The sequence below is a fragment of the Sphingomonas sp. CCH21-G11 genome (assembly GCF_001555965.1).
In the GTDB taxonomy this organism is placed as follows: domain Bacteria; phylum Pseudomonadota; class Alphaproteobacteria; order Sphingomonadales; family Sphingomonadaceae; genus Sphingomonas.
The window spans coordinates 99,671-114,192 of the sequence record NZ_LSHX01000055.1; the positions used below are offsets into that span (position 1 = coordinate 99,671).

Here is a 14,522-nt window from a genome sequence, read left to right on the forward strand (position 1 = left end):
CCCCGCGCCGGGGCGACGGAGGGGCTTCGGTGAACACCATCGCCATCATCGTCTTCGCGCCCCTGGTCGCGTCGATCGTCGCGGGGCTGTCGAACCGCGCGTTCGGGATCGCGTTCCCGAAGCTCATCACCACCGCCGGCCTGTTCATCGCCTGCGCGCTCAGCTGGCCGATCTTCGTCGGCTTCCTGTCGGGCAGCGCCGAAGCCGGCGTGGTGCCGGTGCTTACCTGGATGCGATCGGGCACGCTTGATGTCGAATGGGCGCTGCGCGTCGACGCGTTGACCGCGGTCATGCTGGTGGTCATCACCACCGTGTCCGCGCTCGTCCACCTCTATAGCTGGGGCTATATGAGCGAGGACCCGGATCAGCCGCGCTTCTTCGCCTATCTGTCGCTGTTCACCTTCGCCATGCTGATGCTGGTGACTGCCGACAACATCGTCCAGATGTTCTTCGGCTGGGAAGGTGTCGGTCTCGCCAGCTACCTGCTGATCGGCTTCTGGTTCAAAAAGCCCTCGGCCAATGCGGCGGCGATCAAGGCGTTCGTGGTCAACCGCGTCGGCGATCTCGGCTTCATGCTCGGCATTTTTGGCCTGTTCCTGGTGTTCGGCACGATTTCCATCCCCGAGATCCTGGCCGCCGTGCCGAACCAGGCGGGATCGACGATCGGCTTCCTGGGCTATCGCGTCGATACGCTGACGTTGATCTGCCTGCTGCTGTTCATCGGCGCGATGGGCAAGTCGGCGCAGCTTGGCCTGCACACCTGGCTGCCCGACGCGATGGAGGGGCCGACGCCCGTCTCCGCGCTGATCCACGCCGCGACGATGGTGACGGCGGGCGTGTTCATGGTCTGCCGCCTGTCGCCGCTGTTCGAGGCCGCGCCGATCGCGCTGGGCGTCGTCACCGTGGTGGGCGCCGCGACCTGCATCTTCGCCGCCACCATCGGCACGGTGCAGACCGACATCAAGCGCGTCATCGCCTATTCGACGTGCAGCCAGCTCGGCTACATGTTCTTCGCCGCCGGCGTTGGTGCGTATGGCGCGGCGATGTTCCACCTGTTCACCCACGCCTTCTTCAAGGCGCTGTTGTTCCTGGGCGCGGGCAGCGTGATCCACGCGATGCACCATGAACAGGACATGCGCTTCTATGGCGGGCTGCGTCGGCACATTCCGGTCACCTTCTGGACGATGATGGCCGGCACGCTGGCGATCACCGGGGTCGGCGTCGCGCCGATCTTCGGCAACGAGCCGTTCGGTTTCGCCGGTTTCCATTCCAAGGACGCGATCCTGGAAGCGGCCTTTGCGTCCGGCGAGGGCGTCGGCGCGTTCTGGGTCGGGACGTTCGCCGCCCTGCTCACCAGCTTCTATTCGTGGCGTCTGATGTTCCTGACCTTCTGGGGCACGCCGCGCTGGGCCGCGTCGGAGCATATCCAGCACGCGATTCACGATGCGCACGGCCATGACGCTCACGCGACGCACGGCCATGGCGACGTCGCAGCCAACGCGCCGGCTCAGGAAGACGCCGGCCACGCGCCCGCGCATGTCGAACATCACGTGGCCGAGGGCACGGGCGGCTACCACCCGCATGAAAGCCCGTGGGTGATGCTGGTGCCGCTGCTGGTGCTGACCATCGGCGCGATCGCCTCCGGCTTCGGCTTCTTCCACCAGTTCATCGAAGCGGAAGCGGGTGATGCGTTCTGGAAGGGAAGCATCTTCTTCGACGCAACGCTGGCGCATGCGATGCATGAGGTGCCGTTGCTGGTGAAGCTGGCCGCGACCATCGTCATGGGGATCGGCTTCGTCGTCGCGGTCTACGCCTATCTTCTGCGGCCCGGTTTCCCGGCGCAGTTTGTCGAGCAGTTCCGCATCCTCCACCGCTTCCTGCTCAACAAATGGTATTTCGACGAGCTTTACGGCCATCTGTTCGTCCGCCCCGCGCTCGCCTTTGGCCGGCTGTTCTGGAAGCAGGGCGACGAGGGCACAATCGATCGCTTCGGGCCCAACGGGTCGGCGGCATTGGTGATGGCGGGGACGCGCGCGGCGGCAAAGCTGCAATCGGGATATGTCTATAGCTATGCGTTCGTCATGCTGATCGGGCTCACTGCCGCGGTCACCTGGATCATCACGCGATGACCGGTTTTCCGATCCTCTCCGTCATGCTGGCGGTGCCGCTGGTCGCGGCACTTGCCTGCCTGTTCACCGATGCCAGGTCGGCGCGCTGGATCGCGCTGGCCGCGACGCTGGTCGATCTGGCGCTGGGCGCGTTGCTCTGGGCCAATTTCGATCAGTCGGCGCAGGCCGCACAATGGCAGTTCGTTGAATATGCGCCGATCTTTGGCCGTTTCGCCTGGGCGGTCGGCATCGACGGCATCTCGCTGCTGCTGATCCTGCTCTCGGTCTTCCTGATGCCGATCTGCATCGGCGCGAGCTGGGAAGCGATCACCGATCGCGTGCCCGAATATATGGCGGCGTTCCTGCTCACCGAAACGCTGATGATCGGCACGTTCGCGGCGCAGGACCTGTTCCTGTTCTACATGTTCTTCGAAGCCGGTCTGATCCCGATGTATCTGATCATCGGCATCTGGGGCGGCGCGAACCGCATCTACGCCAGCTATAAGTTCTTCCTCTACACGCTGCTCGGCTCGCTGCTGATGTTAGTCGCGATGATCTACATGACCACGACGGCGGGGACGACGAGCATCCCGGCGCTGATGGCATATGACTTCCCGCCACAGGTTCAGACCTGGCTGTGGCTCGCCTTCTTCGCCTCATTCGCGGTCAAGATGCCGATGTGGCCGGTCCACACCTGGCTGCCCGACGCGCACGTGCAGGCACCGACCGCGGGGTCGGTAATCCTGGCCGGCGTGCTGCTCAAACTGGGCGGCTATGGCTTCCTGCGCTTCTCGCTGCCGATGTTCCCGGAGGCATCGGCGCAGCTGACCTGGCTGATCCTGGCCTTGTCGGCGGTGGCGGTGATTTACACCTCGCTCGTCGCGCTGGTGCAGGCGGACATGAAGAAGCTGATCGCCTATTCCTCAGTCGCGCACATGGCGATCGTGACGATCGGCCTCTTCGCGTTCAACCAGCAGGGGATCGAGGGCGCGATGATCGTCATGCTCTCGCACGGCCTCGTCTCGGGCGCGCTGTTCCTGTGCGTCGGCGTCATCTATGATCGGCTGCACACGCGCGAGATCGATCGTTATGGCGGCCTGGCGATAAACATGCCGCGCTACGCCGTGTTGTTCCTGCTGTTCACCATGGCGTCGATCGGCCTGCCGGGCACCAGCGGCTTTGTCGGCGAGTTTTTGAGCCTGATGGGCACCTATCAGGTGTCGACCTGGGCAGCGGTGCTCTGCACGACCGGCATCATCCTGGGCGCGGCCTATATGCTTTGGCTCTATCGCCGCGTCGTGTTCGGCGATCTGGTCAAGGACGATGTCCGCGCCATGCCCGACCTGTCGCCGCGTGAGATCGCGCTGCTCGCGCCGATTGCGGCAGTGGTGCTGTGGATGGGCGTCTATCCCGAACCGTTCATCGCGCCGATGCGGGCCGATGTGACGACCCTGCTCGCGCGGCTCGATCGCGCTGCGCCGGCGGGCGATTCGCGTGCGACGCCGGGCACGGCTGCAGGGGCAGCGGCTTACGCGGCGCGGGTCGAGGTGGCGCGCGGGCACCATGAGGGCGCTGGCGAACATTCAACGGGCGCGGGCGAAGCCACCACCGCGGGGACGCATTGATGGATTACGGTTCGCAACTGGTTCTGACCCTGCCGGAGATCGTGCTGACGCTCGGCGCGCTGGCATTGATGCTGGCGGCTGCCTGGGGCGGCACGGCGGCAACGCGCACGATCAGCACCGCGTCGGTCGCGATCCTGATCGGCGCGGGGATCGCGCTGACCGGCCCGGCGGGCAATGGCGGCGATGCCTTTTACGGCCTGTACCGCGCCGACGCCTTTTCCACATTCGCCAAGGTGCTGATCTATCTGGGCGCGGCGGTGGCGATCCTGATCGCGCCGCGCTTTTTCGAGCGCACCTCGGGCGAAAATCTGCGGCCTGAATATCCGATCCTGATCCTGCTCTCCTCGGTCGGCATGGGCATGATGGTGTCGGCGACCGACCTGCTCACCCTCTATGTCGGGCTCGAGCTGCAGAGTCTCGCAGCCTATGTGCTGGCCAGCTTCATGCGGCGCGACACGCGTTCGGCCGAAGCGGGCCTCAAATATTTCGTGCTCGGCGCTTTGGCGAGCGGGATCCTGCTCTACGGCATCTCGCTGGTCTATGGCTTCAGCGGCACGACCGCGTTCGACGTGATCGCGACGCGCTATGCCGAAGGGCGTTCGATCGGGCTGCTGTTCGGCCTGGTGTTCGTGTTTGCCGGGCTCGCGTTCAAGATGTCGGCGGTGCCGTTCCACATGTGGACGCCCGACGTCTATGAGGGCGCGCCGACGCCCGTCACTGCCTTCTTCGCCTCCGCGCCCAAGGTGGCGGCGGTGGCGCTCGCCACCCGCGTCGCGGTCGAGGCGATGGGCCCGGCGCTGAGCGACTGGCGCCAGATCGTCGTGTTCGCCGCGCTTGCCTCGATCATCCTGGGGGCGGCTGCCGCGATCGGGCAATCCAACATCAAGCGGCTGCTCGCCTATTCGTCGATCAACAATATCGGCTTCATCCTGATCGGGCTTGCCGCCGGCACCCCGACGGGTGTGGCATCGGTGATGTTCTACCTTGCCGTCTATCTGGTGATGACGATCGGTTCGTTCGCGCTGGTGCTCCAGATGCAGCGCCCCGACGGAAGCTCGATCGAGACGATCGACAGCCTGGCCGGCATGTCGCGCACCCGGCCGCTGCTGGCGTTGGCGCTGGCGATGTTCATGTTCTCGCTCGCCGGGGTGCCGCCGCTGTTCGGCTTCTGGGCCAAGTTCGCGGTGTTCGATGCGGCGATCCAGGCCGGGCTGTTCCCGCTGGCGGTGATCGGTATCGTGGCGTCGGTGATCGGCGCCTATTATTATCTGCGCATCGTCAAGGTGATGTATTTCGACGCGCCGGCAGAGGCATTCCCGCCCGTCGCCAGCCCGGTCGAAGGCGGCATCATCGCGGTGACGGCGGTCGCGATCTCGCCGCTTGGCATGTTCGCGATCCCCGCGCTGACGCTGTGGTCGAACGCGGCGGCGCAGGCGCTGTTCTGACCTCGACGATCCGCACGGTCGCGACGACGCGATCCACCAACGCCGATTGCCTTGCGCTTGCCGCCGCCGGAGCCGCCGAGGGGTTCTGGCTGCGCGCCGAGACGCAGACCGGGGGGCGGGGCCGGCAGGGTCGCGCGTGGCAATCGCCGCCCGGCAATCTCTACGCCAGCACCATCGTCCGGCTGCGCCCCGGCGACCCCCCGGCGGCCACGCTCGGCTTTGTCGCGGCGGTGGCGCTCGCCGATGCGGTGATCCAGGCCGCCGGGCCGCTCGCCGCGCTGACGCTCAAATGGCCCAACGACGTGATGATCGGCGGCGCGAAGCTTGCGGGCATCCTGCTCGAGCGCGCCGGGGACGCGGTCGTGATCGGCTTCGGTGCCAACCTCGCCGCGCACCCCGCCGATCTCGATCGGCCGACCACCAGCCTGGCCGCACAGGGTCGGAAGGTCGAACCGCCCGCGCTGCTCGACCCGCTGACCGCCGCGCTCGCCACCGCGCTCGACAGCTGGCGCGGACATGGCTTCGCTGGCATTCGTCAGCGCTGGCTGGCGCTTGCGCATCCGCCGGGCACGCCCCTTCGGGTCCGGCCGGGGGACCGGGAAGCATTTGAAGGCAGGTTCGACGGGCTCGATTCCGATGGCGCGCTGATCCTGCGCTTGGCCGATGGCGCGGCGCGTGTCATTCACGCGGGCGACGTGTTCCTGATCTGATGGGACGAAAGGGATAGGGCCATGCTGCTCGCGGTCGATGCCGGCAACACCAATATCGTCTTTGCACTGGTTGAGCCGGGGAATGTGGCGGGCGGCGGGACGATCCGCGCGCGCTGGCGCATCGCCACCGATCCGCGACGCACGGCGGACGAATATGCGGTGTGGCTGAGCCAGCTGCTCCAGCTTGAGGGCTTCGACCGGGCGGTCGTCGACGCGGTCATCATCGGCACGGTCGTCCCGCGCGCGCTGCATAATCTCCAGGTGCTCGCCCAGAAATATTTCGGGGTGGAGGCGGTGGTGGCCGGGCGCGGCGCGGCGCAATGGGGCTTTGCGCTAGACGTCGACGAACCCGACAATCTGGGTGCGGATCGCGCGCTCAACGTCATTGCGGCGCATGCCCAGCACCCGGGCGACCTGATCATCATCGATTTCGGCACCGCCACCACCTTCGACGTCGTCGACTTTCGCGGCGCTTATAAGGGCGGCGTGATCGCGCCCGGCATCAACCTGTCGCTCGATGCGCTGGTGACCGCGGCGGCCAAGCTGCCGCGCATCGCGATCGAAGCACCGGCATCGGCGACCGTCGTCGGACGCAGCACCGTCGAACAGATGCATATCGGGATCTATTGGGGCTATATCGCGATGATCGAAGGGCTGGTCGCGCGCACCCGGGCCGAGATCGGCCGCCCCGCCCGCGTCATCGCCACCGGCGGCCTCGCGGTGCTGTTCGAGCAGCATACACAGGTTTTCGACGTGATCGAGCCCGATCTGACCATTCAGGGGCTGGCGATGCTGTGGTCGCGCGCCCATAATGGGGGTGCGGACTGACGCGCAGGCCTGCGCCCCCGCCAACCAGAAACGGAACCCAGTGACCCCAGGTAACGAACTGCTTTTCCTCGCGCTCGGCGGATCGGGCGAGATCGGGATGAACGTCAATCTTTACGGCACCCAGGGCAAATGGGTGATGGTCGATTGCGGCATCACCTTTGCCGATCCGGGCTATCCGGGCATCGACATCATCCTGCCCGACCTGCAATTCATCGAGGAGCGTTTGGACGACCTGCTCGGCATCGTGCTGACGCATGGGCACGAGGATCATATCGGCGCGCTGCCCTACCTCGCGGCCGATCTCGATGTCCCGCTTTATGCCACGCCGTTCACGGCCGGGTTGATCCGCGGCAAGCTGGAGGAAGAGGGGATTGCCGACCGCGTCCGGCTGAAGATCGTGGAGAATGAGGGCAGTTTCCAGTTGGGGCCCTTCGGTTTCCGCTACGTGCCGCTGGCGCATTCGATTCCGGAGGGCAATGCGCTGGTGATCGACACCCCGCATGGGCGCATTTTCCACACCGGCGACTGGAAGCTGGATAATCAGCCGCTGCTGGGCGAGCCATCGACCGAGGCCGAGCTGCGCGCGATCGGCGATGCGGGCGTGCTGGCGATGGTGTGCGATTCGACCAATGTCTTCAATCCCGAAGCCTCGGGGTCGGAGGGCGATGTCCGCAAGGGGCTGGACGAGGTGATCGCCGCAGCGACCGGTCGCGTGCTCGTCACCACCTTCGCCTCCAACGCCGCCCGACTGCAGACGCTGGGCGAGGTGGCGCGCGATACCGGCCGCGAGCTGTGCGTCGCCGGCCGATCGCTGGACCGCATTCTTCGGGTGGCGAAGGCGACGGGCTATCTACGCGACTTCCCCGACACGATCGATTTCGACACCGCAATGTCGCTTCCCCCCGGCCGGGTGATGATCGTCGCGACCGGCGGCCAGGGCGAGCCGCGCGCGGCGCTGTCGCGCATTGCGGAGGGAACGCACCAGATCAAGCTGGGGCAGGGCGACCTTGTCGTCTTTTCCTCCAAGCAGATTCCCGGCAACGAGATCGCGATCGGCCGCATCCAGAACACGCTGGCCGCTGCGGGCGTCGCGATGATCACCGATCGCCAGGCCTATGTGCACGTGTCCGGCCACCCGGGCCGGCCGGAGCTGGCGGCGATGTATGGCTGGATCCGTCCCGAAATCCTCGTGCCAGTGCATGGCGAGCTGCGCCACATGGCCGAGCAGGCGCGCTTTGCGCTGAGCGAGGGCGTACCCCAGTCGATCGTGCAGAAGAACGGCGACATCGTCCGCCTGGCACCCGGCAAGCCCGAACGAATCGGCGCCGCGCCCTCCGGTCGGCTGGTGCTCGACGGCGACGTCATCCTGCCCGCCGACGGCACGACGATCAACGAACGGCGCAAGCTGGCGCTCTATGGCCAGGTTTCGGTCGCGGTCGCGCTGCGCAAGGGCGCGCTTGCCGGCACGCCCGAAGTGCGCATCCAGGGCGTGCCCGTCGAGGAGGATCGCGAACCCTTCATCGCCGACGCCCAGGATGCGGCAGCCGGCGCGGTCAAGGGCGACACGCGCGACCGCGAAAAGGTACGCGAGGCGGTCCGGCTCGCGGTGCGGCGGGTTGCGACCCGCTGGACGGGCAAGAAGCCGATCGTCGACGTGCTGATCGTGGACGCCTGATCCGATGGCGTGGCAGTCGGGGCTGGCGATCTATTTCCTGTTCTGGGTGTTCGCGGTGTTTCTCGTGCTGCCCTTCGGCGTACGCACCGCGGATGAGGCCGGCGTCGCCAAGGTGCCCGGCCAGGCCGACAGTGCCCCCGTCGGCTTCAGCATCCGGCGGCTGATGATCCGCACGACCATCGTCGCGACGGTCGCGTTCGCGCTGTTCTACCTCAATTACGTCTATGGCTGGGTCACGCCGGCGATGCTCGATTACTATAATTGAGCCGGTAACCGCGCGACGCGGCGCGGTCAGGTCCGCAGCCGCTCGATCGCCTGGGCGAGCGCGACGTACAGCTTGCCCATGTCCGACGACAGCAGCGTGACCGCAAGCTGCGAGCCCTCGCGCAGTGCCAGGATCTGGCGCAGCATCGCCTCGAAATCGTGGATGTAGCGATTGACCTGCTCGCGGAACTCGGCGTCCTGATCGTAATGGCCTGAAATCTCGCGAACCTGCCCCGCATCGAGCAGGCGCACCGCGCGCCGCGTGAACACGCCCCGGTCGCCCTTCAGATACGCCGTCCACGCGCTGTCGGACACTTCCTGCGCCAGCGATTTCGACAGGTCGATCGACATCGAATTGAGCGCCTCGATCAACAGGGCGACGCGACGCGACAGGGTGTCGCTGCTGTTGCGCTGCTGCTCGTCGCGCGCGACCTCCAGTCGATGCTCCATCGTCATGCTGGTTTCCGCGATCGCCAGCATCTGCTTGCTCAATTCCTCGGCCGCGCGCGCGGCGGTGGCGGCGGCGCGATCGGCGACGTCGTTCAGCTCGACGATATGGCGCGCGACGCTTTGCTCCATCGCGCGGCCGAGCGCGGCCGCGCCCTCGCGTTCCAGAGCCTGCGCGGCTTCGGGGATCACCGCGGCGAGCGCCTTGCGGGCATGGTCGCTCGCGGCGGTGGCGGTTTCGCGGATGCGGTTGAGCGCCTCGATCAGCTGGGGCGCGGCATCGTCGCTGAAGCGGCGCGTGCCGGCGATCGTCGTGTCGACGATGCCCTGGATGTCGTCGATGCGCGCACGGCTGGTGTCGAGCGTCGACAGCAGCGACTGGGACACGCCGCCCAGCGTGTCGCGCTGGATCGCGATCACCCCGGCGATCGCCTCGATCGCTTCATGCGTGCTCTCCGCCGCAGTGACGAGCGCGAGCAGTTCGGGCTTGGCCTCGCCGACGATCGCGCGGCTTGCCTGGATCCGCTGGTCGAGCCGGGCAAGCGCTTCTGGCATCGTCTCGTCCATCTCGCGCGACGCGGCGTCGAGCGCGGTCAGCAGGTCCTCGGCGGTGCCGATCACGCGCCGCGCGGTCTCGTCGCCGACGCGCATCGTTTCGGTCATCGCGCCGGCGCTGCCGTCGAGCGCGCTGATCGCCGCGGCGAGCGACTGCGTGCGGTCGAGCCCGGTCGTGTGGAGCGCCGCCAGCTTCTGCTCGGTTGCCTCGATGCCCGTGACCAGATTGTCGAACAGATGCTCGCTGCGCGTGCGTTGCTGGCCGAGCAGGTCGCCGATCCGGGCGATCGCCCCCTCGACCGCGCTGATCCGGTCGCTGAGTGCGGCGATGCCGTCGGCCCCGGCACGCTCGATCGACGCCTGATTGTTCGCCAGCATCGCCAGCATCGCGTCGCCCTGGGCGCTGATCCCCTTGCGTGCCTCGTCGACGGCATGCGCCGCGCGTTCGAGCACGCCGTCGACCGCGCTGGTCATTTCGCCGGTCACGGCTTCCAGCCGCGCGCCGGCGGTCTCGCTGGTTGCTTCCATCCGTGCGATGTGCGCGGCGAGCCGCTCGGCCGCGCCGCTGGCGACCGCGTCGGCCTCCTTGCCGCGTTCGGTGACCGATGCGAGCTGCGCGGCGAGCGCGGCCGCATTGGCGCTGGCGGACAGCCCCGCCCGGTCGAGCGCGGTCGCCATCGCTTCGGTTTCGGCCTGCGCCTTGGGTACGGAGGCGAGCAGTACGCTCAGCCGCGCAGCCGCGGCGATGGTTGAATCGTTGAGTTGATTGGCACTCTGGTCGATCTCGCGCGCGCCCGCCGCGACGCTGGAGCCTACCTCCTGCATCCGCGCCGCGACCTGATCGGCAAGCGCGAGCAGCGCGTCGGTCTGGCGACCGAGCTCGGCGCGGTTCTGTTCGAGGACCGACGCCATCTGGCCCACCGCGTGCTCCAGCGCATCCGCTTGTGCGCGCATCGCCCGCGCGGTGCGGCCGAAGCGTTGGGCTTCCGCCCGGCTGGTGCGCAGCGCGAGCAGCGCCAGCACACCGATCAGCGCCAGCGGCGCGCACAGGACTGCAATGAACTGCAGCCATTCGCCCGGCGTCGCGCCGCCGCGCAGGTTCGGCCAGCTCGCCCACAGCGCCGCGCCGATCCAGCCGATCGCCGCGACGATGGCGAGCGCGGGCACCAGCCGGCCGGACGAGGCGTCCGAAGGAGCCTCTTCCGGGGCGGGTGGCGCCTCGGGTGCCTCCGCCACGGTGCCCAGCACCAGTTCGTCGTCGTGCGCCACGGCCTCGGTCAGCACCGCGTCGTCGTCCTCATGCCGCAAGCCGGCGATCCTCGAGCGTCCCGTCATGGCGGGACAGTAACAGGAATTGCCGCGCCGCAAACCGGCAACCGACAACCTCGTCTTAATCTTTGCGGGGTTATCCACAATTTATGGCATATGATCCCGGTGCAATCGATGCGACGCTGGCCGCGGCGGTGGGTGACGAACCCGCGCTGATCGCGGAGCTGCGCGAGGCATTTTTCGACAGCAGCCGCCGCGCGGTCACCGCGCTCGAGGATGCGGTCGACGTCGAGGGCTGGCGTGCCGCCGCGCTTCGCCTCAAGGGGCTGGCCGCGAGCTTCGGCGCGATCCGGCTGATGGCGCTGGCGGACGAAGCCGCCAATGCGACCCAGGGCGATCCGATGGTGCTGCGCCGCCTGCACAAGGCGATCGAGCGGCTCTGACCCTCTTTCGGCACGCGGCCGAAGCATAAAGTCGTCGCCCCGGCCTCCGCCGTGGCGACGAAGAATTCCTTCGCGCCGTCGCACCTGCGCGTGAACTCGACCCGCCCTATCGCTTGCGCGTCAGTTCCCGCATCGCGTCGTCCAGGCCGGCGATCGTCAGCGGGTACATGCGGTCGTTGACCAGTTCGCGCATGATGCGGATCGACTGCGAATAGCCCCATTGTTCCTTCGGAATCGGGTTGATCCACGCGGTCGCCGGATAGGTGTTGGTCAGCCGCTGGAGCCAGATGACCCCGGCTTCCTCATTGAAATGCTCGACCGATCCGCCGGCATGGGTGATCTCGTACGGGCTCATCGACGCGTCGCCGACAATCACCAGCTTATAGTCGTGGCCGAACTTGTGCAGCACGTCCCAGGTGTTGGTGCGTTCGGTGAAGCGGCGGCGATTGTCCTTCCACACGCCTTCGTAGATGCAGTTGTGGAAATAGAAGAATTCGAGGTTCTTGAACTCCGACGTCGCGGCGGAGAACAGCTCCTCGCACAGCTTGACCCAGGGGTCCATCGATCCGCCGACGTCGAGGAACAGCAGCAGCTTGACCGCATTGTGCCGCTCCGGGCGCATCCGGACGTCCAGCCAGCCCTGCCGCGCGGTGCCGTCGATCGTCGCGTCGATGTCGAGCTCGTCCGCCGCGCCCTCGCGCGCAAAGCGGCGCAGGCGGCGCAGTGCCACCTTGATGTTGCGGGTGCCCAGCTCGCGCGTGTTGTCGAGGTTCTTGAACGCGCGCTGGTCCCAAACCTTGATCGCGCGCTGGTGCTTGCCTTCGCCACCGATACGGACGCCTTCGGGGTTGTAGCCAGAATTGCCATAGGGGCTGGTGCCGCCGGTGCCGATCCACTTGTTGCCGCCCTGGTGCCGGCCCTGCTGTTCCTCAAGCCGCTGCTTGAGCGTCGCCATGATCTCGTCCCAGGAGCCGAGCGATTCGATCGCCGCCATTTCCTCGGGCGTCAGATATTTCTCGGCGACGGCACGCAACCACTCCTCCGGGATCGCCGCCTGTTCGGTCGCATAGCTGGTGGCGATGCCGCGGAACACCTTGCCGAACACCTGATCGAAGCGGTCGAGCAGCCCCTCGTCCTTCACGAAGGTTGCGCGGGCGAGAAAATAGAAGCTCTCCGGCGTCCGGTCGATCACGTCGCGCTCCAGCGCGTCGAGCAGGACCAGATGTTCCTTCAGGCTGGCCGGGATGCCGGCGGCGCGCAGCTCGTCGATGAAGGAGAAGAACATGACCGTGCCTTTCGCGCGCCGCCCCGCCTCACCTGGGGTCCGGCACGACACGATAGAGCCGCCACGCGGTTCCCGAAAGCCCCCCGGTCACGCCCGCTCGGATCGGCTGGGCGCGCACCCCGCATGCTGCCAGCCGGGGCGCAAGCCGGTCGTCGGGCGGGCCGTCGACATACAGGAACTCCGCGTCGGGGCAGGGGGCGGTGCTGATCGACAGCGGGTCGCCCGCGACTGCCGCCGCCGCGCGGAGCGGCGCGATCGATCGCGTGCTCGCCACCCACACGCGCGACTTTCCGGGCGTCGCCGCGACGATCGGGGCGAGCGCGCGCTCGGGATGGCCGCGTGCGGCGTGGAGGATCGCGTCGTTGGTGGCGAGCGCCCCGATCGCGGCAAGGCCCAGCCCCAGCATCGTCGCCACCCGCGCCGGACCCGGCGTCGCCATCGCCCGCCCGCCAACCCGCGCGAGCGTTAGCAGCAGGGCGACGGCCGCAAGCAGATAATAGCGTGGAAACTGGCTGTTCCCGAGACGCAGCAATGCCACCGTCGCAGGAAAGGCGAGCGTCGCCAACACGATGAACGGCATCGGCCCCCGCAGCCGCTCGACCACGAGCGCGATGAGGAGGAGCACGACGGCGGTGGCTGCGCCGATGCCGGCGGGCAATCCCGCCAGCCCAAGCGTGTATGCGGCGAGCTGATCTAGCGCGGTGGCGAAATGGCCGGGGCTGAAGCGCGTATATTCGCCGAACGTAAAGCCGCCGCGGGCATGCGCGCTGGCGAACACGAAAGCGATGACCGCGATGCTGGCCAGAACCGCGGGCGCGAAGCGCCGCGCGGTCGTGACCGCCGCCTCGCGCCAGCTGCCCGCCATCGCCCGCGCCACCAGATGCCACCCGGCCAGCGCGGGCAATGCAAAGACCAGCGTCAGCTGCGCGAACAGCCCGATGAAAAAGCTTGCTGCGATGCGACCGGGAGCCGCCCCGTCATCCTCCTCCGCGATCATCCGCTGGGTAAGCCGGATCGCGACGAGCAGGGCGAGCACCATCGGCGCATAGCCGCGTGCTTCCGATCCATAGGTGACCAGGATGGGGGAGAAGGCGAACAGCGCGGCGGCGATCATCGCCTGCGGTCGGCCCCAGCGCGCGGCGATCGCGGCGGCGAGGGGCACGGCGGCGACCCCGGTCGCGACCGACAACAGCCGCGACACGACGGGCGGCGCACCGAGGCCGGTCAGCTGCAACCACAATGTGTTCCAGTGATGATTGTTGTCATGGCCGATATTGAACCAGATGCCGGCAGGTGTCCCGACCTCGAACGCGAAGGTCGCCGACCACGCCTCGTCCAGCCACAAACCGCCGTTGGCCGACGCGGTCAGGCGCAGCACCGCCGCACCGACCAGCATGGCGACCACCCAGATCCTGACTTCGCGATCGGAAACGCCGCCGGTGTCTTCGCGCATAGATCCCCCGGTCCAGGCCGCGCGTTCTAGCCGATCCGACCGAAAGCGAAAGCGCCTATCGGTGGCTGCACGGCGCGATCCGCCGGCAGCACGGTCGCCGAACGATCGGGTCGCGCCATCGGCTCAGGCTTTCGCCAGGATGTCCCGGTCGATCGCATCGATGCGGTTGACCCCGGTCAGCGTCATGGCGACCGTCATCTCGCGCGCGATCAGGCCGAGCAGCTTGGTCACCCCGGCCTCGCCGCCGGTCGCCAGCGCGAACAACCACGCACGACCGAGCAGGACGCCGCGCGCGCCGAGCGCCAGCATGCGCACGACATCAAGGCCCGACCGCACCCCGCCGTCGACCAGCACGGTCATCCGGTCGCCGACCGCATCCGCGATCGTCGGCAGCGCGCGTGCCGACGACATCACC

The 14,522-nt window shown here is 67.6% G+C and carries 12 protein-coding genes; 8 read left to right on the top strand and 4 right to left on the bottom strand.

The annotated features are described in order from the left end of the window. Window positions 1–29: 29 nt before the first annotated feature. Genes nuoL through AX676_RS15990 form a run of 7 tightly spaced genes read left to right on the top strand, consistent with a single transcriptional unit; the run spans window position 30 to window position 8,656 of the window. Window positions 30–2,129, top strand: a complete 2,100-nt coding sequence (nuoL, locus tag AX676_RS15960; RefSeq protein WP_066476306.1) for an NADH-quinone oxidoreductase subunit L — start codon at window positions 30–32, stop codon at window positions 2,127–2,129. Then, window positions 2,126–3,733, top strand: a complete 1,608-nt coding sequence (locus AX676_RS15965) for an NADH-quinone oxidoreductase subunit M (protein ID WP_082731188.1) — start codon at window positions 2,126–2,128, stop codon at window positions 3,731–3,733. The genes nuoL and AX676_RS15965 overlap by 4 nt, the downstream gene beginning before the upstream one ends. Beyond that, window positions 3,733–5,178, top strand: coding sequence for an NADH-quinone oxidoreductase subunit NuoN (gene nuoN / locus AX676_RS15970; protein WP_066476304.1), 1,446 nt, complete (start codon window positions 3,733–3,735; stop codon window positions 5,176–5,178). Before AX676_RS15965 ends, nuoN begins: the two co-directional genes overlap by 1 nt. After that, entirely contained in the window at window positions 5,145–5,888 is a 744-nt protein-coding gene (locus AX676_RS15975; RefSeq protein ID WP_231726069.1) for a biotin--[acetyl-CoA-carboxylase] ligase, read from the top strand. The genes nuoN and AX676_RS15975 overlap by 34 nt, the downstream gene beginning before the upstream one ends. 21 nt (window positions 5,889–5,909) lie before the next feature. Beyond that, window positions 5,910–6,716, top strand: coding sequence for a type III pantothenate kinase (locus AX676_RS15980; protein ID WP_066476302.1), 807 nt, complete (start codon window positions 5,910–5,912; stop codon window positions 6,714–6,716). A gap of 40 nt (window positions 6,717–6,756) precedes the next feature. Next, the gene (locus AX676_RS15985) at window positions 6,757–8,391 is read left to right on the top strand and encodes a ribonuclease J (RefSeq protein WP_066476592.1); all 1,635 of its coding nucleotides are present in this window, start codon (window positions 6,757–6,759) and stop codon (window positions 8,389–8,391) included. 4 nt (window positions 8,392–8,395) lie between these two features. After that, window positions 8,396–8,656, top strand: coding sequence for a DUF1467 family protein (locus AX676_RS15990; RefSeq protein WP_066476300.1), 261 nt, complete (start codon window positions 8,396–8,398; stop codon window positions 8,654–8,656). 26 nt (window positions 8,657–8,682) lie between these two features. On the opposite strand, the gene AX676_RS15995 is transcribed toward AX676_RS15990, so the two are convergent. Next, window positions 8,683–10,965 carry a hypothetical protein gene (locus AX676_RS15995; RefSeq protein ID WP_156437612.1) on the bottom strand — a complete coding sequence of 761 codons (2,283 nt, stop codon included), beginning with the start codon at window positions 10,963–10,965 and terminating at the stop codon, window positions 8,683–8,685. A 110-nt stretch (window positions 10,966–11,075) separates the two neighbouring features. Here AX676_RS15995 and AX676_RS16000 point away from each other — a divergent pair, with 110 nt between their 5' ends. After that, on the top strand, window positions 11,076–11,369 hold the full coding sequence (locus tag AX676_RS16000; protein WP_066476297.1) for an Hpt domain-containing protein: 294 nt from the start codon (window positions 11,076–11,078) through the stop codon (window positions 11,367–11,369). 106 nt (window positions 11,370–11,475) lie between these two features. Here AX676_RS16000 and AX676_RS16005 read toward each other — a convergent pair whose 3' ends face one another. From AX676_RS16005 to AX676_RS16015, 3 genes are all read right to left on the bottom strand, one after another. After that, entirely contained in the window at window positions 11,476–12,654 is a 1,179-nt protein-coding gene (locus tag AX676_RS16005; protein ID WP_066476291.1) for a vWA domain-containing protein, read from the bottom strand. Window positions 12,655–12,682: 28 nt separating this feature from the next. Beyond that, window positions 12,683–14,107: a hypothetical protein gene (locus AX676_RS16010; RefSeq protein ID WP_066476289.1), complete on the bottom strand. Its 1,425-nt coding sequence runs from the start codon at window positions 14,105–14,107 to the stop codon at window positions 12,683–12,685. 123 nt (window positions 14,108–14,230) lie between these two features. Next, window positions 14,231–14,522, bottom strand: a 292-nt coding sequence (locus AX676_RS16015) for an alpha-hydroxy-acid oxidizing protein (protein WP_197417102.1), incomplete at its 5' end; no start/stop codon positions are given.